Origin of the sequence: Nocardioides sp. Root122 (assembly GCF_001425025.1) — a bacterium.
Taxonomy (GTDB): Bacteria; Actinomycetota; Actinomycetes; order Propionibacteriales; family Nocardioidaceae; genus Nocardioides.
This window is the reverse complement of the sequence record NZ_LMDE01000004.1, coordinates 72,372-94,463: the sequence shown is the minus strand read 5'-3', so window position 1 is coordinate 94,463 and position 22,092 is coordinate 72,372. Positions and strand designations below refer to the sequence as shown.

Below are 22,092 nucleotides of genomic sequence, written 5' to 3'. Positions count from 1 at the left end.
TCCGGGCCTCAGTCCAGGTCGGTCTTGAAGGAGGCCAGCAGGCTGTCGATGACGGCCTGCTGCTCGTCCTCGGTCAGCGTGTCCGGCACGCCGGGGACGTAGATCGTGATGTCGATCAGCCAGGCCGAGTCGAGGAACATGATCCCGAAACGGTGGGCGATCTCGGACTTGTCGGAGGTGGTGTCCACGACGTGCCAGGCGCTGTACTTGCCACCGGCGACGGCATCCTCCTGGCGCTTCTGCACCTTCGGGCCGCCGTGCTCGCGGATCCACTCCTTGGCGAAGGCGTCGAGCGACGTCGCCCGGGTCAGGCTCGGCGCGAAGGTCACCGCGCTCTGGCCGTCGTTCCAGCCCTGGACGATCCCGAAGTCGTTGAGGTGCTTGTAGGTCGACAGGGCGTGCATGCTCGCGCCGGGGACCTTGATCCGACCGCCGTCGGCGGCCTCGACCACGGGCGCGGACGACGTGGGCACCGGGACCGGCGCCGACGAGGTCGAGGCGGACGAGGTCGAGCCACCGTCGCCGGGGTCGTCCGCGGCCGAGCCCGATCCGGACGTGCAGCCGGCCGTCAGCGTGAGCACCGCGAGGCCCGCGCAGGCGGCCAGGCGACGACGACGTGGTCCCCGAGAAGTCATGCCCGGAGCCTAGCTGTGACCCGAGATGCAGACGGAGCCAGATCGTCGTCCTAGAGTGGTTTCGTTCTGTGACCAGGGGGAAAGGACAGAGCATGCTGCCGCTCGAAGACAGGGAACTGCTCAACCAGACGATGGTGGGGCTGAACATCGACCCCGAGACCATCTCCTCGTTGATGTCGTCCTTCGACAAGGCCGCCACGGGGGTGGAGTCCGACCCGATCGCGCCGGTCGAGAGCGCGTTGTTCGGCGACTCCTACACCGGCGGCTACCGCCTCGGCACCAACGCCGAGATGGCCCACAAGGCCGTCGCCGAGGAGCTGAAGAAGGTCGCCGCCGGACTGCGCGGCATGGGCACCTCCGTCGAGGAGTTCAGCAAGGACATGGAGCGCACGACCGAGCAGACGGCCGCCACGATGAACCTCATCGAGGCCTCGACCGAGTGCGTCGCCGCGCCCACCTTCAGCCCCAGCAACACCTGCACGCTGCCGACCGGGAACGAGGACTGACACGTGACCAAGGGACCCCGTCGACTCGTCCTCGACCAGTACCTCGACTCCGCCACGGAAGGCGTGATCAAGAACGCTGGTCGCGACTGGGCGAGGAAGGCCGACGACCTCCAGGAGCTGGGTGAGGCCCTCAAGCAGGCCGCCGCCCAGGCCGAGCTGCGCATCGGCGAGCAGACGCTCACCGGCCCCGCGCTGCGCGCCGCCATGGAGGAGTCGTCCGGCTCCATGCTGACCAAGTCCACCCAGCTGCGCGCTGCCGGCGAGGCACTCCGACAGGTCGGGCAGCAGATCGCCGACACCCGCGACGCGCGCGACTCGCTCGCCGACCTCGGCCCGAAGCCGTCGCCCTACCAGGCACCCCCCGGCACCCCGGGCGTCGAGAAGACCCCGGAGGAGATCCAGGCCCAGGCCGACGCCTCGCAGGCCCGCCAGAACGAGCGCAGCGCCTGGCAGAGCCAGTACGACAAGCAGGAGGCCAAGTCGCTCGCGCTCACCAAGGAGCTCGACGCGGCCTTCCTCGGCGCCATCCCGCCGATGAAGGAGATCCACGGTCAGCAGGACCCGACCGAGCCGCCGCCGGACGTCCCGTCCGGCCCCGACGGCCCCTACCTTCCCGGCACCCAGGCGCCGCCCGTCACCGGAGGCGGTGGCAACGGCGGCGGCAAGGACAACAACGCCGTGCTCACCGAGTGGAACGGGAACAACGGGAACGAGAACGGGAACGAGAACGGGAACAACAACAACAACACGAACAACACCACCAACACGACGACGACCACGACCACCACCACGCCGACCACCACGACCACCACGACGACGCCGACCACGACGACGCCGGTGCACACCGAGCACCCGAGCACGACCGTCACCGGCACCTCGCAGAACGGCGTGACCTACCAGCCGACCGGCGCACAGGTCTCCGCTCCCGCTGCGAGCGGCGGCGCGGGTGGCGCGTCCGGCGCCACGTCGGCGGCGGCGTTCGGTGCGGCCGGCGGCGCCGGCGGCCTGGCCGCTGGCGCCGTGCGTCCCGGCGCGGTGCCCACCTCGCCCGCGCGGGGCGCCAGCCCGGTCCGGCCGATCGGGTCCACGGGTCGCGCCGCGAGCGCGGGCTCGCTGTCCCGCGCGGCCGGTTCCTCCCCCGCGTCCCGCAGCGCCGGCTCCGCCCCCGCCCGGGGGGCCTCGGCGGGCAGCACGTCGGGTCGCGGCAGCGCCGGTGGCCGTGCGGGCGCGAGCGGCGCCCGCGGCTCCTCCACGGGCTCGGGCTCACGGTCCGGCAGCCGGGGCACGAGTGGCGCCCGTGCCGGCGGCCAGGGTGCCGGCGGACGCGGCGGCCGCAAGGGCGAGCGTGAGACGGCAGAAGAGCGCGACAGCCTCGTCTACGACCAGGACTGGCTCGGCGACGACGACGTCGCACCCGGCGTCCTCGACTGAGGTTCCTCGCCTGAGGTTCTTCGGCTGAGGTTCTTCGGCTGGGGGGGCACCTCGCCCACAGCGTGATGATGCAGGTCCCCGCTCTCGGGCGGGGACCTCGTCATGTCCCGGCCCGAACGGGTCGCCTCAGGCGGGTCGCCCCAGGCGGGGTCGGGCCGGGGTCAGGCGACGACGGTGGTGATCGGCTGCGAGGAGTCGGCCGGCAGGTCCAGCAGCGACGGCGTACGTCCGCGCGCGACGAGCTCGGAGCCCAGCGCGGCGACCATCGCGCCGTTGTCGGTGCACAGGCCCGGGCGCGGCACCCGGACCCGGATGCCCTTCGACGTCGCGCGCTCCTCGGCCATGGCCCGCAGCCGGCTGTTGGCGGCCACGCCACCACCGATGAGGATGTCCTCGATGCCGCGGCTGGAGGCGGCGTCGATCGCCTTGCGGGTCAGCACGTCGCACACGGCCTCCTGGAAGGAGGCGGCGACGTCGTTGACGTCGATCGGGACGCCCTCGCGCTGCTGGGCCTCCACCCAGCGCGCGACGGCCGTCTTGAGGCCCGAGAAGGAGAAGTCGAAGCGGTGCCGCTCGAGGTCACGGCGACCGGTGAGCCCGCGCGGGAAGTCGATCGCCACGCTGTTGCCGCTGCGAGCGGCCTTGTCGATGTGCGGTCCGCCGGGGAACGGCAGGCCGAGGAGTCGGGCCACCTTGTCGAAGGCCTCCCCCGCCGCGTCGTCGATCGTCGCGCCCATCGGCTCGACGCCCACGGTCACGTCGGTGACCTCAAGCAGGCTGGAGTGGCCGCCGGACACCAGCATGGCCAGGCACGGCTCGGGGAGGGGACCGTGCTCGAGCTGGTCGACGGCGACGTGCGCAGCCAGGTGGTTGACGCCGTAGATCGGCTTGCCCAGCCCGAGCGCGAGCGCCTTGGCGCTGGCCACCCCGACGAGCAACGCTCCCGCGAGGCCGGGACCGCTGGTGACGGCCACGGCGTCGATGTCGCTCAGCGCGATCCCCGCGGTCTCCGCGGCGCGCTCGATGGTCGGCACCATCGCCTCGAGGTGTGCCCGGCTGGCCACCTCGGGCACCACGCCGCCGAAACGGGCGTGCTCCTCGACGCTGCTGGCGACGGTGTCGGCGAGGAGCGTGCGACCGCGGACGATCCCGACCCCGGTCTCGTCGCAGGAGGTCTCGATGCCGAGGACCAGCGGTTCGTCAGTCATGCGAGGTGGCGGTCCGGGGGCGGGCGGCGCCGGGCAGCCAGCGGCACATGACCAGCGCCTCCGAGCCGTCGCGGTAGTAGTGCGGACGGACGTCGATCACGCTGAACTGGCGAGCGACGTAGAAGCCGAGGGCCTCGGAGTTGCGCACGCTCACCTCCAGCAGCATCCGCGAGGCGCCGTCGGTGTCGACGAGCGCCTCGTCGAGCAGCCGGGACGCGATGCCGGAGCGTCGCGACTCGGGGCGTACGGCGATGCGCAGCAGGTCGACGATGTCACCGGCGGTCATCGTCACGGCGTAGCCGGACAGGTCCTCGGCCACCAGGAAGCGTCGGCCCGGGCCCTCGATCTCCTGGCGCAGGAGCGACTCGTTCCAGGCGTCGACCCCGAACAGCTCCTGCTCGAGAGCGGTGAGGGCCGGCAGGTCGGCCAGGGTGGCGGGACGGATCACGACACGGTCTTTCTGGGTGCGCCGGCGACCGCGTCGGGTCGTCGGAGGTAGAGGGGTTCGGGGTCGAGCAGCTCCACCAGCTCGGCACTCACGCCGTGGGCCAGCCAGCCGGCACTGGGCCGGTCGGGGGCGATCGCGTGGGGGAACGCCTCAGGGTAGAGGCCGGGTCCTGCCCCGGCCACTTCGGCGGTCGTCGCGACGTCGGCCGGCCGGGTGACCACCGGGCCCTCGACACGGCCGCCGTCGGCGTCGTAGGAGGCGAGGTAGACCTCCTTGCGCCGGGCGTCGGTGGCGACCAGGAAGCTGCCGGTGGCGGCACCGGTGCCGGCGGCCTCGAGCGCGATCGCGTCGAGGGAGCACACGCCGTAGACCGGGAGGTCGAGCACGAAGCCGAGGGTGCGCGCAGTCACGATGCCGACGCGGAGCCCGGTGAACGGGCCGGGACCGACGCCGACGGCGATCGCGGTGAGGTCCTGGCGGACGATGCCGGCATCCTCCAGCGCCCGCGCGATCAGCGGCGCGAGGTGCTCGCCGTGCTTCATCGGCTGCTCGGAGGAGTGCTCGACGACGACCCGGTCACCGTCGTGGAGGGCGACGGTCACCAGCGGCGTGGCGGTGTCGAAGGCGAGGAGCACGGCGACGAGGTTACTTCCCGACGATCCAGCGCAGGGAAACGCGGCGGGGGTCGAGCTCGTCGTCGGCCGGCGCGTGGCCGACGGTGCGCTCGATGACGACCTCCAGGCGGGAGTCGGCGAGACCCTCGGCCAGCCCGGCCCCCCACTCCACGACGGTGACGGCGGAGTCGAGCGAGGTGTCCAGGTCGAGGTCGTCCAGCTCGTCGAGACCGCCGAGCCGGTAGGCGTCGACGTGCACGAGGTCGGGCCCGCCGACGAGGGAGGGGTGGACGCGCGCGATGACGAAGGTCGGGGACGTGACGCCCCCACGCACCTGGAGGCCCTCCCCCAGTCCCTGGGTGAAGGTGGTCTTGCCGGCGCCCAGCTCGCCGGTCAGCACGACGAGGTCGCCGGCGACCAGGCTGGTGCCGACGCGCTGACCGAGCGTACGCATGGTCTCCGCGTCGGGGGCGTCGAACGTGGTCCCGAGCCAGAGCGAGAGCTCGACGTAGGGACTGGACCGGCCCGTGACGACGAAGTCGTGGCGCTCCCAGAAGCCGACGGTGCCGGGCAGCTCCTCGCGGGCGACCACCACGACCGCCGAGCGACCCGTGGCGGCGTCGACGGCCGCCTCCACGAGGGCGGTGGCGACGCCCCGGCCCTGGGCCTGCGGCGTCACGCCGAAGCGCCGCAGCACCATCACGTCGTCGCGGACGTCGAGCACGACGCACCCGACGGCCTCGCCGTCGAGGGTGGCGAGCAGTCCTCCGCGCACCGACAGCAGCCGGGCGATCGAGGCCTCGTCCTCGCCGAGGGCGTCGGCCGGCGGGTCGAGCGGCGGGCGGGCACCGAAGGCCTCGCGCACCACGGCCAGCACATCGGGGGCCGCCTCCGGGCCGACCCGGCGTACGACGACACTCACCGCTGGGCCTGCCCCTGGGCGAGGGAGAGCAGGTCGTCGAGCTCGGCGGTGACCTCCTTGTGCCGTTCCAGCAGCACCATGTGGCCGGCGCCCTCGCACTCGAGGAGGCTGGACCCGGGGATCCTGCTGTGCAGCTTGCGGCTGTGCCCGATACCGGTGATCTTGTCCTCGGTGCCGCAGATGACCGCCGTGGGCACCGTGCCCAGCGGGGCGAGGTGCTCGAAGTGGTCGAGGGTGGCGAAGGCCGGGTAGAAGTCGGCGACCACGGCGAACGGCGTCGCGTTGAGCATCGAGTAGACGAACTCGACCATGCTGGCGGGTACGTCGTCGCCGAAGGCGTAGCGGTCGGTGAACACGTCGGCGAGCGCGTGGCCCCAGCCGCGGGCGAGGTCGACGACGCGGTGGCCGATGTCGAGGGTGCGCACGGCTCGGCCCACGAAGCGCCCGCCGAGCCCGAGGGGCAGCATCGGGAACAGGATGCGCCCCGGGTCCAGACCGCCTGCGGTGGTGGAGATCAGAGCCGCCCCGACGACCTTGTCGCCGAACAGCTCCGGGTAGTGCTCGGCGAGGGAGATCACGCTCATCCCGCCCATCGAGTGCCCGACCACCACGCAGCGCCCGGGGACGGTGTCCTCGATGACCCGGTGGAGGTCGTGCCCGAGCTGCTCGATCGTGCAGTGGTCCTCGTCGGACCGGGCCGACCGTCCGTGGCTGCGCTGGTCGTAGAAGACCGTGCGGACCTGCCCGCGGTAGGCCGCGCGCTGGAAGTGCCAGCAGTCGAGGTTGAGGGAGTAGCCGTGCACGAAGACGATGGTCAGGTCGTCGTCGGTGGAGGCCGCGCCGCCGAAGTCGGCCGGCTCGTCGATCTCGACGTGGAGGTCGACCGCGTCGTCGGCGACCACCACGAAGGGAGCGCTGTGCAGCTCACCGAAGGCGACCTCCTCACCCGCGGCACGGTTGCCGATGATGCGGTTCTGCCGGGCGATGCCGACGGCACCGGCAGCTGCGGCCAGTCCGGCTGCACCCACGACGGAGCCGAAGATGCGGCCCTTCACGCTCAACGGGAGCTCCCCTCGGTGTCCTGCTCGGTGTCGTCCTCGGTGTCGTACTCGGTTTCGCTGTCCACGTGCCGGCGGGCCAGCCGGCCGCCGACCCGGGTCACGACCTCATAGCTGATGGTGCCCACGGCGTCGGCCCAGTCCTGGGCGGTCGGCTCCCCACGGTCGCCGGGGCCGAAGAGGACGACCTCCGTGCCCGGTGGCGGGAGCTCGCCGTGCAGGTCGACCACGAGCTGGTCCATGCAGACCCGCCCGCGGATCGGGCGCAACGAGTCCTCGACCCAGACCGAAGCGGTGTTGCCGGCGGCGCGCGGGATGCCCTCGCCGTAGCCGGCGGGCACGACGCCGATGCTCGTGTCGCGGTCGGCGACCCAGGTGTGGCCGTAGGAGACACCGTCACCTGCGTGGATCGCTTTGCTCATCACGAGCCGGGCGCGGACCGTCATCGCGGGCCGCAGGCCCAGCCTCGGGCTGACGCCGGGGGCGGGGTCGAGGCCGTAGGACGCGATGCCGCACCGCACCAGGTCGAAGTGCGACGACGGGCGCAGGATCGTCGCCGCCGAGTTCGCGAGGTGGGCGACCTCGGGGTCCAGACCGGCCCGCTCGGCGAGCCTGAGCGCCTCGCGGAAGGCGGTCTCCTGGGCGTCGTTGGCGGGGTGGGCGGGCTCGTCGCTGGCCGCGAGGTGCGACCAGATGCCGGTGACGCGCACCCGCCCCCCGGCCTCGTGGGCGGCGGCGGCGGCGAAGAGGTGCTCCCAGTCCGCGCGGGCGGCGCCGCCGCGGGAGAGCCCGGTGTCGACCTTGAGCTGCACGCGCGCGCCGCCCACAGCTGCGATCTCGTCGAGCTCGGCGACGGAGTAGGCAGTGAGCTCGACCCCGGCGGCCACGGCGGCCGCGAAGTCCTCACCCGGTGCGCTGAGCCAGCACAGCAGCGGACCCCGATCGCCGGCGGCGCGCAGCGCGAGCGCCTCGTCGATCGTCGCGACGCCCAGCCAGTCGGCGCCGCCGTCGCGCGCGGCCGCAGCCGACTCGACCATGCCGTGGCCGTAGCCGTCGGCCTTGACCACCGCCATCAGCAGGACGGGCGCGTCCACGGACACGAGGTCCTTGAGGATCCCCACGTTGTGGCGGATGGCAGCGACGTCGACGACGATCTCGGCGCGGTGCGGCACGGGATCGGACACGGGACCGATCATCCCAGAGACCTCGACGTCGGGGCAGCCAGCGTGTCGCGCACGGTCCGCGGGACCTGGACAGCGACCCGGCTCGCCGTGAGCGGCCCGCCGTCCGCCGCCTCGGTGGCCGCGGCGCCGTGCAGCCACGACCCCACCGACGCAGCGTCGAAGGGCGTGAGCCCGGCGGCGAGCAGGGCCCCGATCACCCCGGCGAGCACGTCGCCGGCGCCGGCGGTGGCCAGCCACGGGACGCCGGTGGTGGTCACCCGGACCCGACCCGACGGGTCGGCGACGAGGGTGTGGTGCCCCTTGAGCAGGACGACGCAGTCCCACCGCCGGGCGGCTGCGCGGGCGTGCTCGAGCGGCCGCGCCTCGACCTCCTCGCGTGCGACGTCGAGCATCGCGGCCAGCTCGCCGGCGTGCGGAGTCAGCACCGCACCGGACAGAGGGCCGTCCACGTGGCGCAGCGCGTCGGCGTCCACCACCACGGGTACGTCGTCGGCACGCGCGGCCGCGAGCATGTCGGCCGCGTCGTCCCCGCCACCCGGCCCGACGACCCAGGCCTGCACCCGGCCCTCCCCCACGACCTCGGGGTGAGCCGCGCGCACCCGGTCGGCGACGGCCGGTGGACCGACGTAGCGGACCATGCCGGCCAGGCCGGAGTTCGCCCCGGCCACGGCGAGCAGGGCGGCGCCGGGGTAGGTGCCCGAGCCGGCGCGGACGCCGACGACGCCGCGGGTGTACTTCTGCGCCACCGGGCCGGGGCGAGGCAGCAGGCCGCGGACGTCCGCTGGCTGGAGCGCCTCGACGGCCGCCTCGGGCAGGTCGAGGCCGAGGTCCACGAGGTGCAGGGCACCGGAGGCGGTGCTGGCGGGATCGACGAGGTGCGCGACCTTGTGGGTGCCGAAGGTGACGGTGAGGTCGGCTCGCACGTGCGGGCCGTCGACCTCACCGGTGTCGACGTCGACGCCGGACGGCACGTCGACCGCCACCACGGGCGCCCCGGCGAAGCGCTCGAGCGCGGCGACCGCGTCCGGTCGCAGGCCGGGACGACCGCCGATGCCGACGATGCCGTCCACCACGACCTCGGGGTGCGTCAGCTCGTCGAGCTCGCGGGTCGCCCGGCCACCGGCGGCGACCAGGGCCGCCAGGCCGTCCTCGTGGGCGTGCTCCGAGAGCAGCAGCGCCTCCACGCCTGCACCCCGGCCAGCCAGGCGGGCCCCGGCCCAGAGGGCGTCACCGCCGTTGTCGCCCGCCCCGACGAGCAGCAGCACCCGGCGGCCGTAGGCCCCGTCGAGCAGGTCGACCACCGCAGCCGACAGGCCGGCGGCCGCGCGTTGCATCAGCGCCCCCTCGGGCAGGGACGCCATCGCCTCCTGCTCCGCACGGCGTACCTGCTCGACGGTGTGGGCGCGCAGCATCGCCTCAGCCCTCCAGGACCACGACGGCCGAGGCGATCCCGGCGTCGTGGGAGAGCGAGACGTGGACGTGGGCCACGCCGAGCGCCTCGGCCCGCGCGGCCACGGTGCCGCGGATCTCGAAGCGGGGGCGGCCGGTGTCCTCGGAGACGATCTCGGCGTCGTGCCAGGCCATCCCGGTCGGGGCGCCGAGGGCCTTGGCCATCGCCTCCTTGGCCGCGAAGCGGGCAGCGAGGGAGGCCGGCGGCCGGCCGGCCTCCAGCTCGGTGAAGAGCCGCCCGCGCAGGGCGGGGGTGCGCTCCAGGGACTGCACGAAGCGGTCGATGTCGACCACGTCGATGCCGACACCGATGACCGGCATGCGCTGCTCCTTTCCGGGGTCCCCGCGAGAAGGCAAGCGGAGCGCGTTCTCGTGGGGTGGGTCCTACTCGACCGTGACGGACTTGGCGAGGTTGCGCGGCTGGTCCACGTCGTGGCCCAGCTGCGAGGCCAGCTCGCAGGCGAAGAGCTGGAGCGGGACGACCGCGACCAGCGGCTGCAGCAGCACCGGCACCTGCGGGAGCGGGATCAGCACGTCGGCGTAGGGCTCGATGGTGCTGTCGCCCTCCTCGGCCAGGCACAGCGTGCGGGCGCCGCGGGCACGCACCTCCTGGATGCCGCTGAGCATCTTGTCGTGGAGCTGGTCGCGACCGCGGGGTGGCACCACGCAGAAGATCGGCAGGCCCTCCTCGACCAGCGCGATGGGGCCGTGCTTGAGCTCGCCGGCCGCGAAGCCCTCGGCGTGGAGGTAGGCGATCTCCTTGAGCTTGAGCGCCCCTTCCAGGGCCACGGGGTAGCCGGCGTGGCGGCCCAGGAAGAGGACCGACCGGTTGCCGACGTGGTCGCGGGCGAGGGCGTAGACCTGCTCGGCGCGGCCGAGCATCGTCTCGATGTGGCCCGGCATCTCGTCGAGCTGGTCCATGACCTGCGAGATCTCGTCGCCGTAGCGGGTGCCCTTGACCTGCGCGAGGTAGAGCGCGAGGAGGTAGCAGGCGACGAGCTGGGTCAGGAAGCCCTTCGTCGAGGCGACGCCGATCTCGGGACCGGCGTGGGTGTAGATCACGCCGTCGGACTCGCGCGGGATGGTCGAGCCGTTGGTGTTGCAGATCGCGAGCACCTTGGAGCGCTGGACGCGCGCGTGGCGGATGGCCTGCAGCGTGTCGGCGGTCTCCCCCGACTGGCTGATCGCGACCACCAACGTGGACGCGGTGAGGATCGGGTCGCGATAGCGGAACTCGCTGGCCAGCTCGACCTCGACGGGGATGCGGCACCAGTGCTCGATGGCGTACTTGGCGACCATGCCGGCGTAGAAGGACGTGCCGGCGGCGATGATGATGATCTTGTCGATCTCGCGGAGGTCCTGGTCGGACAGGCGCATCTCGTCGAGCTGCAGCAGCCCGTCGGTGCCGCGGCGCCCCAGCAGCGAGTCGGCGACGGCGCGCGGCTGCTCGAAGATCTCCTTGCGCATGAACCAGTCGTGGCCGTCCTTCTCGGCGGCCGACAGGTCCCAGTCGACGTGGTAGCGGGTGCCCTCGGCGGGCGAGCCGTCGAAGCCGGAGACGCTCACGCCGTCACGGGTGATGGTGACGACCTGGTCCTGGCCGAGCTCCATCGCCTCGCGGGTGTGCTCGATGAAGGCGGCGACGTCGGAGCCGAGGAAGTTCTCCCCCTCGCCGATACCCACCACGAGCGGGCTGTTGCGGCGTGCGGCCACGACGCGGTCGGGGTCCTGGGCGTCCACGGCGACCAGGGTGAAGGCGCCGTGCAGGCCGCGGCAGACGTTCTGCATGGCCTCGGTGAGGTCGACGCCGGTCTCGAGCTGCTCCTCGAGCAGGTGGGCGGCGACCTCGGTGTCGGTGTCGGAGGTCATCTCCACGCCCTGGGACTCCAGCCGGGCGCGCAGCTCGGCGAAGTTCTCGATGATGCCGTTGTGCACCAGCGCGACGCGGCGGGCGCGGCCGACGTGGGGGTGGGCGTTGCGGTCGGTGGGGGCGCCGTGGGTGGCCCAGCGGGTGTGGCCGATGCCGGTGGTGACGGACGGCAGCGGGGCCTCGGCGATCGCCTTCTCGAGGTTGGCGAGCTTGCCGGCGCGCTTGTCGCCGACGATCGCGCCGCCGTCGACGAGGGCGATCCCGGCGGAGTCGTATCCCCGGTACTCCAGGCGCCGCAGGCCCTCGATGACGACACCTTCAGCCGGCTTGGCACCCACGTACCCGACGATTCCGCACATGGCCGGTTAGTCTATCGGCAGGCCGCTGCACGGCCGCGCCCCGGCGCGGTGCCACAATCGCACCCATGTCCGAGGTCCCGTCGCCCTCCCACGGCAGCTCCTCGGGCAGCCCCTCCGTCAGCTCGTCGAGCAGCTCCTCCGGTGAGGTCTCGCCCTACGTCGAGCTCGAGCGGGCCGCCTGGGCCCAGCTCGCCGGCACCGCGGAGACCGTCTTGACCCCCGAGGAGATCGTGCGCCTGCGCGGCCTCGGCGACGCGCTCGACCTGCGCGAGATCGAGCAGGTCTACCTCCCGCTCTCGCGGCTGCTCAGCCTCTACGTCGCCGCCAACTCGCGACTCCACCGCGAGCAGGAGGAGTTCCTGCACCGCGTCACCCCGCCGCGCACGCCGTTCGTGATCGGCCTCGCCGGGTCCGTGGCGGTGGGCAAGTCCACCACCGCCCGCGTGCTCCAGCAGATGCTCGCCCACTGGCCCGAGCACCCCAACGTCGCCCTGGTGACCACCGACGGCTTCCTGCTGCCCAACGCCGAGCTCGAGCGCCGCGGGATCCTGCACCGCAAGGGCTTCCCCGAGTCCTACGACCGCAAGGCGCTGCTGAAGTTCGTCATCGACATCAAGTCCGGTCGCGACGAGGTCGAGGCGCCGATCTACTCCCACCTCGTCTACGACGTCCTCCCGGACGAGAAGGTGGTCGTCAAGCGCCCCGACATCGTCATCGTCGAGGGCCTCAACGTGCTCCAGCCGGCGCGGGTGCGCGACGACGGCCGCACCGGCCTGGCGGTGAGCGACTTCTTCGACTTCTCCGTCTACGTCGACGCCGCCCTCGCCGACATCAAGCGCTGGTACGTCGACCGCTTCCTGCGGCTGCGCGAGACCGCGTTCCGCGACCCGGCGTCGTACTTCCGCAAGTACGCCGCGCTGTCCCACGACGAGGCCGTCGACCAGGCGACCCGGATCTGGGACTCGATCAACGAGCCCAACCTCGTCCAGAACGTCGCCCCGACGCGCTCACGGGCCAACCTCGTGCTCCGCAAGGACGCCGACCACTCGGTGAGGTACGTCCGCCTCCGCAAGCTCTGAGCCGGGCCGCGCCCCGACGACCTCAGCCCGAGACGCCGCCGACCGGACCGTAGGGCCACCCGACCGGCAGGTAGGCGATGGACTGCACGGTCTCGCAGGAGTCCCAGATGACGTCGAGGGGGTCCCGGGGGCCGATGTAGAGCACCTGGTCGGCGAGACCGGCGTTGGCGCTCTGGGCGGCGGTGTCCATGTCGTCGCAGCGGACCACGTCGGGCTGTCCGTCGGCGAAGAGGTAGACGACGTCGTTGCCCTCCTCGGGCCAGACCTTGTCCGCGCCCTCGCCGAGGAAGAGGACGTCGTCGCCCTCGTCGCCCTTGATGACGTCGTCGCCGGTGCCGTCGACGAGGACGTCGTTGCCGCTGCCGCCCGACACCTGGTCGTCGCCGGTGCCGGCGTCGAGGACGTCGTCGCCGTCGTGGCCGGAGACGAAGTCGTTGCCGTCCTCGCCGTAGACGTGGTCGTTGCCGGGGCCACCGAAGAGTCCGCCGGGTCCGTGCTTGCCGCCGGGGCCGACCTTGCCCGACCGGTCGGGGAGGTTGTCGTCGCCGGGGCCGCCGTAGATGACGTCGTCGCCCTCGGAGCCGTTGATGGTGTCGCGGCCGTCCTCGCCGTGGACGACGTCGTCGTCCCAGTAGGCGTCGATGAGGTCGTCACCGGCTCCGCCCCAGATCTGGTCGTCGCCCTGGTGCCCGCTGATGGTGTCGTTGCCGTCCTCGCCGTGGACGAGGTCGTCCCCCGTCCCGGCGTTGAGGGTGTCGTCGCCTGCCTCGCCGTGGAGGACGTCGTCGCCCTCGTGGCCGTCGATCAGGTCGCGGCCGGGGCCACCCCAGAGGACGTCGTTGCCCTGCTCGCCGCGCAGCGTGTCGTTGCCGCCGTCGCCGTAGAGGGTGTCCTGGTCGGCATTGCCCGCGAGGAGGTCGTTGCCGCCCTTGCCCTTGATGGTGTCGTTGCCGGACCAGCCGCTGATGCGGTTGGCCCTGCCGTTGCCCACGAGCAGGTCGGAGGCCTCGGTCGCCTTCTTCGCCCTCTTCACCCTGGCCTTCTCCACAGTGGCCTTCCTCGCCTCGGCCTTTCCGGCGACGACGCCCGGGCCCGGCACGTTGCCGTCGGCGTGGGGCGTCGTAGCGGTGGCGGGCATCGTGATCGCGAGGGAGGTGAGCAGGGTGGCGGAACCGAGGAGCAGACGCTGCATGGCTGTGTCTTCCGGGGCGTCGGGGGCTGGACTGGGTGGGCCGTACGGGCGGCTTGCCGCCCGCACGGTCCACTCCTCCTGTCGGCACCGGCCGGCGGAATGTGAGGGGTCGACAGCCCCCGTGTCCGGACGCCCCGGCTTGGTCAGACGCTGGCGACGGTGAAGCGCTCGCGGCGGTGCTGCGGCTCCTCGATCTCGTCCACCAGCGCGGCGGCGTAGTCCTCGGCCGAGACGAAGTCGCCTGCCGGCGTGTCGAGCGCGGTGGCATAGCTGCCGGTGCGCTCGCCCGGTGCGATGACCGGCGACGGGCTCAGGAAGGTCCAGTCGAGGGAGTCGGGGGCCGCGCGGAACTGCTCGAGGGCGGCGGCACCGGAGGAGGCCTCGGCCTTGTACTCCTCGGGGAACCCGTCGGTGTCCAGCAGCCGGGTGCCATCGGGGGTGAGCAGCGAGCCGGCACCGCCGACGAACAGGACGCGCGCGTCAGCGGCGTTGTCGATGAGGGTGGCGACCGAGGCGAGCCAGGGCTCGTGCGACTCGCCGGTGCGGCTCGGGCCGGTGGCGGAGACGACGACATCGTGAGCGGCGGCGGCCTTGCGCACCGCGGCGGCGTCGGCCATGTCGGCGCCGGTCGAGCGGCTCAGCGCGGTGACCGCGTGGCCGCGAGCCTCGGCCTCGCGGGCGATGCGTGAGCCGACCATGCCGGTGGCGCCGAACACTGCGATCTTCATGGGGAGTCCTTCGTGGGTGGTGGGTCCTGCATGTCGGATTCGACGGTAACCATTGGTAACTGATGACTTCAACGTGATATGAGTACCCTGTGGTAACCATGGATCGCGGCAACGCCTTCGACCCCGACTGCCCCACCCGGGTCGTGCTCGACCGCATCGGCGACAAGTGGACGGTCCTCGTCATCGGCGCGCTCGAGGACGGGCCGCTGCGCTTCACCGAGGTGCGCACCCGCATCGGCGGTGTCGCGCCGAAGGTGCTCACGCAGACGCTGCGCGCGATGGAGCGCGACGGCCTGCTCACCCGCACGGTCCACGCCCAGGTGCCGCCGCGCGTGGACTACGAGCTCACCGCCCTCGGCACGTCCCTGACCGCGCCGATCGCGATGCTCACCGACTGGGCCGAGAGCCACCTCACGCAGATCCTGGCCTCCCGCGAGGGCTACGACGCCGCGCTCGACGCCCGCTGATCACAGCTTCTTCTGCAGCTCCAGCAGCGTCTCGATCGTCCGGTAGCCCAGCGCGTCGTTGACCGCGTTCATCCACGTGTTGACCTCGGCGTTGGAGGTGTCGACGCTCACCAGCTCGGGGTACGCCGCCACAGCGAGGTCGTGGGTGGCGACCTTCAGCGCGAGCCCCAGCCGGCGTCCGCGGTGCACCGGGTCCACGAGCGTGATCCCGACCTGCCCGTACGTCGGGTCGCTGTCGTCGACGCGCACGTCGGACACCCCGGCCACCGAGCCGTCGGGGGCGAGCGCCATGGCCGTCTGCACGTGCCGGCCGATCGCCACCTGCCGCTGCTCGGCGTCGCGGATCCGTTCCGGGCCCCACTCCGAGTCCTCGAGGTCGAGCTCGCCGAGCGGCACCTCCGTCATCAGCATCCCGAGGAGCCGGCCGAAGGACTCGAGGTGCTCCTCGGGACAGACGGTGTCGTAGGTGATGACCCGGTAGCCGTCGGGCACCGGGGCCTCCGCGGCGAGTGCCTCGCGGCGGGCGAGGTAGTCGCCGAGCGTCAGCTCCTTGATCGACTCGCGGCTGGCGACGTCGTACCCCATCGCGGCGGCGAAGGCCTCGGGGACGCCGGAGCCGCCGGGCGGGAGGTAGGCCTCGCTCTGCACCGTCGTGCGGCCGTCGCCCGCGGCGACGACCTCGAGCTCCTCGACGAGGCGGCGGCCGATGCCCTCGCGCACGCGGTCGGGGCGGGTGTAGGCGAACGCCATGGCGGAGTGGAGGTTGTCGCGCAGCGTGCGGGTGAGCAACCCGGCCCCGACCATCTCGCGGCCGTCGATGGCCCCGATGAGGGTGATGCCACGCTCGGGGTTGTCGGCGGGCAGCGCGACCCGGCTCTGCTCCCAGACCGGCCACGGCTTGCCGGGGCGGTAGGCCGTCGCGGCGTGCCCGACCTCCCACCACGCGCGCAGCGCCGCCTGGTTGCGGGGGTTGATCTGCTCGATGTCGACCACGCAGCGACGGTAGCCGCGCGCCCTCGCCAGCCGCACACGGATATCTGAGGACGGGGTGACCGTGAGGAGGTCCGGGGACGTCCACGGTGTCCTCAGATATCCGGGTGCGGGATCGAGGCCGGCTTGGCAGGCTCCGGCCATGACCACCGACTCCCCGCTGCGCACCCGGCTGCGTACGGCGCTCCTCGAAGCTCGCAAGGCGCGTGACGCCGAGACCGTGTCCACCCTGCGCACGGCGCTCGCCGCGCTGGAGAACGCCGAGGCGGTCCCGACCGACGCGACGGCCGGCGCGCTCGAGGACGCTCCGGTAGGGGTCGGCGTGACCGAGGCCGCGCGTCGCGTGCTCAGCGACGCCGAGGAGCTCGCGGTGCTGGAGGCCGAGATCGCCTCCCTGCAGGAGGCCGGGCGCTCCTACGCGTGCTCGGTCCCTGAGCGCGCCGTCGCCGCCCGGCGGGCCGCGGAGCGGCTGTCAGCCCTGCGCTAGAGAGCGAGCTGGCTGGTGACCACGGCAGCGAGGCGGGAGGCGACGCCCTGGGCCTCGTCGTGGGTCGGTGCCTCGACCATCACGCGCACGATCGGCTCGGTGCCCGAGGGGCGCAGCAGGATCCGCCCGCGGTCGCCGAGGACGGCCTCCTCCTCGGCGACGGCCGCGGCCAGGACGGCGTCCTCGTCGGCGCGCGACTTGTCCACGCCCGGGACGTTGATCAGCACCTGCGGCAGTCGGGTCATCACTGCCGCCAGCTCGGCCAGCGACTTCCCGGTGGTGGCCATCCGCTCCATGACGTGGAGGGTGGTCAGGATGCCGTCACCGGTGGTGGCGTGGTCGCTGAGGATGACGTGGCCGGACTGCTCGCCGCCGAGGTTGTAGCCGGAGACCTTCATCGCCTCGAGGACGTAGCGGTCGCCCACCTTCGTCTGGCGCACGCCGACGTCGTGGGCGCGCAGCGCCTGCACGAAGCCCAGGTTGCTCATCACGGTCGCCACGACGGTGTCCTTGGCCAGGCGTCCCTGCTCGAGCAGGGACAGCGACAGGATCGCCAGGATCTGGTCGCCGTCGACGACGATGCCGTCGGCGTCGACGGCCAGGCAGCGGTCGGCGTCGCCGTCGAGGGCGAAGCCGGCGTGGGCGCCGTGCTCCTTCACCGCCGCCTGAAGCGAGCCGAGGTGCGTCGAGCCGCAGTTGTCGTTGATGTTGAGGCCGTCGGGGTCGGCGTGGATCGCGATGACGGTCGCGCCGGCGTCCTCCAGGGCCCGCGGGCCGGCCGCGTGGGCGGCGCCTTCGGCGCAGTCGAGCACGACCTTCAGGCCCACCAGCGGGTGGGTGATCGTGCTCTCGAGGTGGGCGGCGTACTCCTCGACCGCACTCTCGTAGACCTTCACCCGGCCGACGGCACCGCCGGTCGGACGCTCCCACGGCTCACCCATGCGGCGCTCGATGGCGATCTCGATCGCGTCGTCGAGCTTGTGGCCGCCGCGGGCCAGGAACTTGATGCCGTTGTCGGGCATCGGGTTGTGCGAGGCCGAGAGCATCACGCCGAGGTCGGCGCCGAGCCGGTCGGTCATGTAGGCCACGCCCGGCGTCGGCAGCACGCCGACCAGGAGCACGTCGACTCCCGCGGAGGCGAGGCCCGCGACGACCGCGGCCTCGAGGAACTGCCCCGAGATGCGGGTGTCGCGGCCCACGACGGCGAGCGGGCGGTGCCCCTCGAACTCGCCGCGGTCGGCCAGGACGTGTGCTGCACAGACCGACAGGTCCAGGGCCAGCTCCGCCGTCAGAGAGGCGTTCGCCAGGCCCCGTACACCGTCCGTGCCGAAGAGTCGCGTCATGGTCGGTGAGCCTACGGCCCGGGCGCGGTCACGACGGAACCGAGGACGGGGCGACGTGCCCCACACGCGACGAGGCCCGCACCGTCGGACGACGGTGCGGGCCTCGTGGTGCAGGTGCGGATCAGCGCTTGCTGAACTGCGAAGCCTTGCGGGCCTTCTTGAGACCAGCCTTCTTGCGCTCGACAACGCGGGCGTCGCGGGTGAGCAGGCCGGCCTTCTTCAGCGCCGGGCGGTTGGCCTCGGTGTCGATCCCGTTGAGGGAGCGGGCCACGCCGAGGCGCAGGGCGCCGGCCTGACCGGCGATGCCGCCGCCGTGGATGCGGGCGATCACGTCGAAGCGACCCTCGAGCTGCAGCTCCACGAACGGCTCGTTCGCGATCTGCTGGTGCAGCTTGTTGGGGAAGTAGCTGTCCATCGATCGACCGTTGATGGTCCACTCGCCGGTGCCGGGGACGATGCGCACGCGGGCGACGGCCTCCTTGCGACGGCCGGTGGCCGCTCCGGGGGCGATGGTCGCCGGGCGAGCCGGGGTGTCCGCGGAGGCGTCGCTCTCGGAGGTGTAGGCAACGCCCTCGGCGTCGGTCTCGAAGGTCTCCTCGACCTCGGTGGTGTTCTCAGTCATCTGTGAGTCCTCAGTCGTCACTGGGAGATCTGGGAGATCTCGAAGGGAGTGGCCTGCTGGGCCAGGTGCGGGTGGTCGGGGCCTCCGTAGACCTTCAGCTTCTTCAGCATCTGGCGACCGAGCTTGTTCTTGGGGAGCATGCCCCACACCGCGTTCTCGATGGCCTTGCGCGGGTCCTTCTCGAGGAGCTCGCCGAACGGGGTGGCCGAGAGGCCGCCCGGGTAGCCGGAGTGGCGGTAGGCCATCTTGGTGGTCTTCTTGGTCCCCGACAGCGACACCTTGGAGGCGTTCACGATGATGACGAAGTCGCCCATGTCCATGTGAGGAGCAAAGGTCGGCTTGTGCTTGCCGCGGAGGAGGTTGGCGGTCTGGACGGCGAGGCGGCCCAGGACCACGTCGGTGGCGTCGATGACGAGCCACTCACGCTGGATGTCAGCGGGCTTGGGGCTGTACGTGCGCACGGCGGTGTCCCGTTCTGGTTCGTTGGTCCCGGCCCTCGGACGAGGGCAAGGGGTGGAGCTGCGGCTTCTGACGAACACGGCCCGGTTCGCTCCCGGCCCGAGGCTGGCTCAGGGTGGGGATGACGTCCGGATCTGCACCCCGCTCCCTCCCCGTGACGAGGAGGAGTGGGCGCGGCAGGAGTCGCGACCAGCAAGATTACGGCGCGCCGAGCGTGAGCGTCAAAACGCCACCACCACCCAGGGCGCCACAATGACGGCGTGCGCAACGGCGGCGTCTCCTTCTGGTGGCAGCAGGTCGGGCTGCCCTCCCCCACCGACCGGCTGGACGGCGACGCGACCTGCGACGTGGCGATCGTCGGAGGCGGGCTGACCGGCCTCTGGACGGCCTACCACCTCCACGAGGCCGACCCCACCCTGGACATCCGCGTGCTCGAGGCGGAGTTCGCCGGGTTCGGGGCGTCCGGGCGCAACGGCGGCTGGCTGTCGTCCGAGCTCGCCGGCAGCGCCAGGACGTACGCCGAGGTGGCGGGCGAGGACGGCGTCGCGCGGCTGCGTGCCGCACTGAGGGCGACGGTCGACGAGGTGGTCGGGATCGCGGCGCGCGAGGGCATCGAGGCCGACATCGTGCGCAGCGGCGTGCTCACGGTCGCACGGTCGCAGGCCCAGGCCGAGCGTCTCGGCGGCGAGCTCGACGCCGACGCGGTGGCGCAGCGGATCCGGGTCGCCGGCGCCGTCGCGGGCCACTACGACCCCGACTGCGCACGGGTCCAGCCGGCCCGGCTCGTCGGCGGCGTGGCCCGCGTCGTGCGGGAGCGGGGCGTGCGCATCCACGAGGCCACCCGCGTCGTACGCGTCGAGCCGGGCGCCGCGGTCACCGAGCGCGGCACCGTCCGTGCGCCCGTCGTGCTGCGCTGCCTCGAGGGCTTCACCGCCGGCCTCGCCGGCCACCGCCGCGACTGGCTGCCGATGAACTCCGCGATCGTGGTGACCGAGCCGCTCACCGCGGCGCAGTGGCGCGAGGTGGGGTGGAGCGGGCAGGAGCTGCTCGGCGACGAGGCGCACGCCTACTGCTACGCCCAGCGCACCGCCGACGGGCGGATCGCGCTCGGCGGGCGGGGTGTCCCCTACCGCTTCGGGTCGCGCACCGACGTCGACGGTCGCACCCAGGACTGGACGGTCGAGTCGCTGCGCTCGACCCTCACCTCCTTGTTCCCGTCCCTGGCCGGCATCGGCCTCGACCACGCGTGGTGCGGCGTCCTGGGCGTCCCCCGCGACTGGAGCGCGAGCGTGTCGTACGACGCCGCGACCGGCCTCGGCCACGCGGGCGGCTACGTCGGTTCGGGGCTCACCGCGACCAACCTCGCCGGGCGCACGCTGCGCGACCTCGTGCTGGGTCGCGACACCGACCTGACCGCCCTGCCGTGGACCGGCCACGCCGTACGCCGCTGGGAGCCCGAACCCCTGCGCTGGGCGGGTGTCCACGCCCTCTACCGGCTCTACCGCGCCGCCGACCGGCGCGAGGACGCGGGCCTGCCGCGCACCAGCCGGATCGCCCGGGTGGCCAACCGCGTGGCCGGTCGCTGAGGGCTCGACCGGGGCCGTTCACGGCTCCCGTCGTGGACACCTGATTCGCGGTCGCGTCGAGGGCCGGACTAAGTTGAGGGGACCCCACGAACGTACAAAGACGTATGAACAGGAGCCGACGTGACCGACGTTGCGGCCAAGGATTCCCTGACTGTCACCGACAACCGGACCGGTCAGACGTACGACATCGCGATCAACGACAACACGATCGCCGCCAAGGACCTGGGACAGATCAGGCTGACCGAGGACGAGCCCGGGCTGGCCACCTATGACCCCGGATTCGTCAACACCGCCTCGTGCCGCTCGTCGGTGACCTTCATCGACGGCGACAAGGGCATCCTCGAGTACCGCGGGTACCCGATCGAGCAGCTCGCCGAGAAGTCGAACTTCCTCGAGGTGGCCTATCTCCTCATCCACGGGGAGCTGCCGACCAAGGAGCAGTACGACTCCTGGGTGCACGAGATCACCTACCACACGTTCGTCCACGAGAACGTGAAGACCTTCATGCAGGGCTTCCGCTACGACGCCCACCCGATGGGCATGCTGATGGCCTCGGTCGGCGCGCTGTCCACGTTCTACCCCGACGCCCGCAACATCAGCGACGCCGACAACCGGCACATGCAGATCGTGCGCATGATCGCCAAGATGCCGACCCTCGGCGCCTGGTCGTTCCGGCACGCGCAGGGCAAGCCCTACGTCTACCCCGACAACGACCTCGGCTACACCGCCAACTTCCTCTCGATGCTCTTCAAGATGAGCGAGTCGAAGTTCGAGGCCGACGAGCGCCTGGTCAAGGCCCTCGACGTGCTGTTCATCCTGCACGCCGACCACGAGCAGAACTGCTCGACCAACGCGGTCCGCTCGGTCGGCTCCTCGCAGGTCGACCCCTACTCGGCCGTGTCGGCCGGCGTGGGCGCCCTCTACGGCCCGCTGCACGGCGGCGCCAACGAGGCGGTCCTGCGGATGCTCAAGCGCATCGGCAGCAAGGAGAACATCCCGGCGTTCATCGACGGCGTCAAGGACGGCAACGAGCGCCTGATGGGCTTCGGCCACCGGGTCTACAAGAACTACGACCCGCGCGCCAAGATCATCAAGAAGTCGGCCGAGGACGTCTTCGAGGTCACCGGGACCAACCCGCTCCTCGACATCGCCCTCGAGCTGGAGAAGATCGCGCTCGAGGACGAGTACTTCGTCTCGCGCAAGCTCTACCCCAACGTCGACTTCTACTCCGGCCTGATCTACGAGGCCTTCCAGTTCCCGCCGGAGATGTTCACGGTGTTGTTCGCCATCGGCCGTACGCCGGGCTGGCTGGCGCAGTGGGCCGAGCTGGTGCAGGACAAGGACCAGAAGATCGCCCGTCCGAAGCAGATCTACACCGGCGACCGCGAGCTCACCTTCACCCCGGCCTCCGAGCGCTGGAGCTGACTTCTCTCCGTCGACGAACGCCCCCGGCCG

Annotated in this window: 23 protein-coding genes; 7 read left to right on the top strand and 16 right to left on the bottom strand. The window is 72.3% G+C overall.

Annotated features, from left to right (window positions below):
- Positions 1-8: 8 nt before the first annotated feature.
- Entirely contained in the window at positions 9-635 is a 627-nt protein-coding gene (locus ASC64_RS06170) for a hypothetical protein (RefSeq protein ID WP_156385052.1), read from the bottom strand.
- Between the two features lie 92 nt (positions 636-727).
- Here ASC64_RS06170 and ASC64_RS06165 point away from each other — a divergent pair, with 92 nt between their 5' ends.
- Positions 728-1,141: a hypothetical protein gene (locus tag ASC64_RS06165; protein ID WP_056906666.1), complete on the top strand. Its 414-nt coding sequence runs from the start codon at positions 728-730 to the stop codon at positions 1,139-1,141.
- A 3-nt stretch (positions 1,142-1,144) separates the two neighbouring features.
- Positions 1,145-2,572: a hypothetical protein gene (locus tag ASC64_RS06160; RefSeq protein ID WP_056906665.1), complete on the top strand. Its 1,428-nt coding sequence runs from the start codon at positions 1,145-1,147 to the stop codon at positions 2,570-2,572.
- Positions 2,573-2,733: 161 nt separating this feature from the next.
- Here ASC64_RS06160 and tsaD read toward each other — a convergent pair whose 3' ends face one another.
- From tsaD to glmS, 9 genes are all read right to left on the bottom strand, one after another.
- Positions 2,734-3,780 carry a tRNA (adenosine(37)-N6)-threonylcarbamoyltransferase complex transferase subunit TsaD gene (gene tsaD / locus ASC64_RS06155; protein ID WP_056906664.1) on the bottom strand — a complete coding sequence of 349 codons (1,047 nt, stop codon included), beginning with the start codon at positions 3,778-3,780 and terminating at the stop codon, positions 2,734-2,736.
- Positions 3,773-4,228, bottom strand: coding sequence for a GNAT family N-acetyltransferase (locus tag ASC64_RS06150; RefSeq protein ID WP_056906663.1), 456 nt, complete (start codon positions 4,226-4,228; stop codon positions 3,773-3,775). Before ASC64_RS06150 ends, tsaD begins: the two co-directional genes overlap by 8 nt.
- Positions 4,225-4,863, bottom strand: coding sequence for a tRNA (adenosine(37)-N6)-threonylcarbamoyltransferase complex dimerization subunit type 1 TsaB (gene tsaB / locus ASC64_RS06145; protein ID WP_056906662.1), 639 nt, complete (start codon positions 4,861-4,863; stop codon positions 4,225-4,227). Before tsaB ends, ASC64_RS06150 begins: the two co-directional genes overlap by 4 nt.
- Before the next feature lie 10 nt (positions 4,864-4,873).
- A complete protein-coding gene (gene tsaE, locus ASC64_RS21565; protein WP_082550243.1) occupies positions 4,874-5,764 on the bottom strand; it encodes a tRNA (adenosine(37)-N6)-threonylcarbamoyltransferase complex ATPase subunit type 1 TsaE in 891 nt (296 codons plus the stop codon).
- Positions 5,761-6,819 (bottom strand): alpha/beta fold hydrolase, encoded by a 1,059-nt coding sequence (locus ASC64_RS06135; protein WP_235563556.1) that lies wholly within the window; start codon positions 6,817-6,819, stop codon positions 5,761-5,763. The genes tsaE and ASC64_RS06135 overlap by 4 nt, the downstream gene beginning before the upstream one ends.
- 2 nt (positions 6,820-6,821) lie before the next feature.
- Positions 6,822-8,006 carry an alanine racemase gene (gene alr / locus ASC64_RS06130; protein WP_235563553.1) on the bottom strand — a complete coding sequence of 395 codons (1,185 nt, stop codon included), beginning with the start codon at positions 8,004-8,006 and terminating at the stop codon, positions 6,822-6,824.
- Between the two features lie 8 nt (positions 8,007-8,014).
- Positions 8,015-9,418 carry an NAD(P)H-hydrate epimerase gene (locus ASC64_RS06125; protein WP_056906659.1) on the bottom strand — a complete coding sequence of 468 codons (1,404 nt, stop codon included), beginning with the start codon at positions 9,416-9,418 and terminating at the stop codon, positions 8,015-8,017.
- Positions 9,419-9,422: 4 nt separating this feature from the next.
- The gene (locus tag ASC64_RS06120; RefSeq protein WP_056906658.1) at positions 9,423-9,776 is read right to left on the bottom strand and encodes a holo-ACP synthase; all 354 of its coding nucleotides are present in this window, start codon (positions 9,774-9,776) and stop codon (positions 9,423-9,425) included.
- Between the two features lie 63 nt (positions 9,777-9,839).
- On the bottom strand, positions 9,840-11,684 hold the full coding sequence (gene glmS, locus ASC64_RS06115) for a glutamine--fructose-6-phosphate transaminase (isomerizing) (RefSeq protein ID WP_056906657.1): 1,845 nt from the start codon (positions 11,682-11,684) through the stop codon (positions 9,840-9,842).
- A gap of 65 nt (positions 11,685-11,749) precedes the next feature.
- Here glmS and coaA point away from each other — a divergent pair, with 65 nt between their 5' ends.
- Entirely contained in the window at positions 11,750-12,763 is a 1,014-nt protein-coding gene (gene coaA / locus ASC64_RS06110) for a type I pantothenate kinase (protein WP_056906656.1), read from the top strand.
- A 22-nt stretch (positions 12,764-12,785) separates the two neighbouring features.
- On the opposite strand, the gene ASC64_RS06105 is transcribed toward coaA, so the two are convergent.
- Both ASC64_RS06105 and ASC64_RS06100 read right to left on the bottom strand, forming a co-directional pair.
- Positions 12,786-13,955 carry a calcium-binding protein gene (locus tag ASC64_RS06105; RefSeq protein WP_056906655.1) on the bottom strand — a complete coding sequence of 390 codons (1,170 nt, stop codon included), beginning with the start codon at positions 13,953-13,955 and terminating at the stop codon, positions 12,786-12,788.
- 143 nt (positions 13,956-14,098) lie between these two features.
- Positions 14,099-14,683, bottom strand: a complete 585-nt coding sequence (locus ASC64_RS06100) for an NAD(P)-dependent oxidoreductase (protein WP_056906654.1) — start codon at positions 14,681-14,683, stop codon at positions 14,099-14,101.
- Between the two features lie 98 nt (positions 14,684-14,781).
- Between ASC64_RS06100 and ASC64_RS06095 the strand changes: the two genes are divergently transcribed.
- Positions 14,782-15,150, top strand: coding sequence for a winged helix-turn-helix transcriptional regulator (locus ASC64_RS06095; protein WP_056906653.1), 369 nt, complete (start codon positions 14,782-14,784; stop codon positions 15,148-15,150).
- Here ASC64_RS06095 and ASC64_RS06090 read toward each other — a convergent pair whose 3' ends face one another.
- The gene (locus ASC64_RS06090; protein WP_156385051.1) at positions 15,151-16,143 is read right to left on the bottom strand and encodes a hypothetical protein; all 993 of its coding nucleotides are present in this window, start codon (positions 16,141-16,143) and stop codon (positions 15,151-15,153) included. It lies immediately after the preceding gene.
- A gap of 139 nt (positions 16,144-16,282) precedes the next feature.
- On the opposite strand from ASC64_RS06090, the gene ASC64_RS06085 reads away from it, so the two are divergent.
- A complete protein-coding gene (locus ASC64_RS06085; RefSeq protein ID WP_056906651.1) occupies positions 16,283-16,627 on the top strand; it encodes a hypothetical protein in 345 nt (114 codons plus the stop codon).
- On the opposite strand, the gene glmM is transcribed toward ASC64_RS06085, so the two are convergent.
- The 3 genes from glmM to rplM form a co-directional block, all read right to left on the bottom strand.
- The gene (glmM, locus tag ASC64_RS06080) at positions 16,624-17,970 is read right to left on the bottom strand and encodes a phosphoglucosamine mutase (protein ID WP_056906650.1); all 1,347 of its coding nucleotides are present in this window, start codon (positions 17,968-17,970) and stop codon (positions 16,624-16,626) included. The genes ASC64_RS06085 and glmM overlap by 4 nt on opposite strands.
- A 121-nt stretch (positions 17,971-18,091) precedes the next feature.
- Entirely contained in the window at positions 18,092-18,613 is a 522-nt protein-coding gene (gene rpsI, locus ASC64_RS06075) for a 30S ribosomal protein S9 (RefSeq protein WP_200937480.1), read from the bottom strand.
- Positions 18,610-19,053 (bottom strand): 50S ribosomal protein L13, encoded by a 444-nt coding sequence (gene rplM, locus ASC64_RS06070; RefSeq protein ID WP_056906648.1) that lies wholly within the window; start codon positions 19,051-19,053, stop codon positions 18,610-18,612. The genes rpsI and rplM overlap by 4 nt, the downstream gene beginning before the upstream one ends.
- Positions 19,054-19,311: 258 nt before the next feature.
- Here rplM and ASC64_RS06065 point away from each other — a divergent pair, with 258 nt between their 5' ends.
- Positions 19,312-20,637, top strand: coding sequence for an NAD(P)/FAD-dependent oxidoreductase (locus ASC64_RS06065; protein ID WP_056906647.1), 1,326 nt, complete (start codon positions 19,312-19,314; stop codon positions 20,635-20,637).
- Between the two features lie 120 nt (positions 20,638-20,757).
- A complete protein-coding gene (locus ASC64_RS06060) occupies positions 20,758-22,062 on the top strand; it encodes a citrate synthase (RefSeq protein WP_056906646.1) in 1,305 nt (434 codons plus the stop codon).
- Positions 22,063-22,092: the final 30 nt, after the last annotated feature.

What these genes read in the sequence shown, in the direction of transcription:
- ASC64_RS06170 (WP_156385052.1), bottom strand. Translation starts at nt 635, where the DNA reads ATGACTTCTCGGGGACCACGTCGTCGTCGCCTGGCCGCCTGCGCGGGC.
- ASC64_RS06165 (WP_056906666.1), top strand. Translation starts at nt 728, where the DNA reads ATGCTGCCGCTCGAAGACAGGGAACTGCTCAACCAGACGATGGTGGGG.
- tsaD (WP_056906664.1), bottom strand. Translation starts at nt 3,780, where the DNA reads ATGACTGACGAACCGCTGGTCCTCGGCATCGAGACCTCCTGCGACGAG.
- ASC64_RS06125 (WP_056906659.1), bottom strand. Translation starts at nt 9,418, where the DNA reads ATGCTGCGCGCCCACACCGTCGAGCAGGTACGCCGTGCGGAGCAGGAG.
- ASC64_RS06120 (WP_056906658.1), bottom strand. Translation starts at nt 9,776, where the DNA reads ATGCCGGTCATCGGTGTCGGCATCGACGTGGTCGACATCGACCGCTTC.
- glmS (WP_056906657.1), bottom strand. Translation starts at nt 11,684, where the DNA reads ATGTGCGGAATCGTCGGGTACGTGGGTGCCAAGCCGGCTGAAGGTGTC.
- coaA (WP_056906656.1), top strand. Translation starts at nt 11,750, where the DNA reads ATGTCCGAGGTCCCGTCGCCCTCCCACGGCAGCTCCTCGGGCAGCCCC.
- ASC64_RS06105 (WP_056906655.1), bottom strand. Translation starts at nt 13,955, where the DNA reads ATGCAGCGTCTGCTCCTCGGTTCCGCCACCCTGCTCACCTCCCTCGCG.
- ASC64_RS06100 (WP_056906654.1), bottom strand. Translation starts at nt 14,683, where the DNA reads ATGAAGATCGCAGTGTTCGGCGCCACCGGCATGGTCGGCTCACGCATC.
- ASC64_RS06095 (WP_056906653.1), top strand. Translation starts at nt 14,782, where the DNA reads ATGGATCGCGGCAACGCCTTCGACCCCGACTGCCCCACCCGGGTCGTG.
- ASC64_RS06085 (WP_056906651.1), top strand. Translation starts at nt 16,283, where the DNA reads ATGACCACCGACTCCCCGCTGCGCACCCGGCTGCGTACGGCGCTCCTC.
- glmM (WP_056906650.1), bottom strand. Translation starts at nt 17,970, where the DNA reads ATGACGCGACTCTTCGGCACGGACGGTGTACGGGGCCTGGCGAACGCC.